Here is an 851-nt window from a genome sequence, read left to right as displayed (position 1 = left end):
GCCGTTTTTCTCCTAACAAATTAGCCGCTATTTGGGAAATATAGTCACCATCCAACTRCGCTGCTTCATGTAAATCGGGTTTAAATTCGATCGCTTTTTCCCAAGAGAATATCGCACCGCGCAAATCCCCATTTACCAATCGTTGGCATCCATCGTTAAACCATGACTCAGCATCAGCCGGGAGAGAGTCAGTCGAAGTTGGGGGTTGGTTGTGGGGTGGGGTAACTGGTGGGGTATTAGTTTCTCTGGGGGGAGGTTTTGGCCGTGTTTCTCCTAACAAATTAGCCGCTATTTGGGAAATATAGTCACCATCCAACTGCGCTAATAATAACAACTGCCGGGAGATTTCCGCATCTTTAGGGTTAGGGTGAAACCGGGGAGACCATTCCTCCCATCGGCTTTTCGTCACCCGGTATTCATTGCGACGCAGCCAACGCCTCACCTGGTCTCCTTTCCAACCCTGACCCACCTTAGTCAGCAATTGTCGAAATAACCATTCATATTCATCGTCTGGGAGTCGGGGAGGGTTTGACCTCGGCGGTGGCGGGGGGTCCACCCACTCCATAAACTTATCCCAAACTTGGGTCAACCATCGACGAAATCGACCCATCAGGCGCATCAGTTGGTTAAACATAAGCAGTTATCCAGGGTGTCAAACCATCAAACCCCCTGTCCGCTACTGAGGGGTCATCACTATTTTAATCCTTTTTTACCGGTTTCCGCCTCCTCCACCCACCCCAGCCACCTGTCAAAAATTAATTTCCCCTAACCCCTTTTTTTTATCGCTCATCTGTGTTATAATCAATTCTGGCAAATAAGCGGACGTGGCGGAATTGGTAGACGCGCTAGAT

Annotated in this window: 1 pseudogene; it reads right to left on the bottom strand. The window is 49.1% G+C overall.

What is annotated here, in order from left to right:
• Positions 1-634: pseudogene (locus B9T16_RS28985) on the bottom strand (prenyltransferase); the annotation flags it as partial.
• Positions 635-851 lie beyond the last annotated feature (217 nt).

This window comes from Arthrospira sp. PCC 8006 (genome assembly GCF_046480465.1).
Lineage (GTDB): Bacteria > Cyanobacteriota > Cyanobacteriia > Cyanobacteriales > Microcoleaceae > Limnospira > Limnospira platensis.
This window is presented reverse-complemented; position numbering and strand designations above follow the sequence as displayed.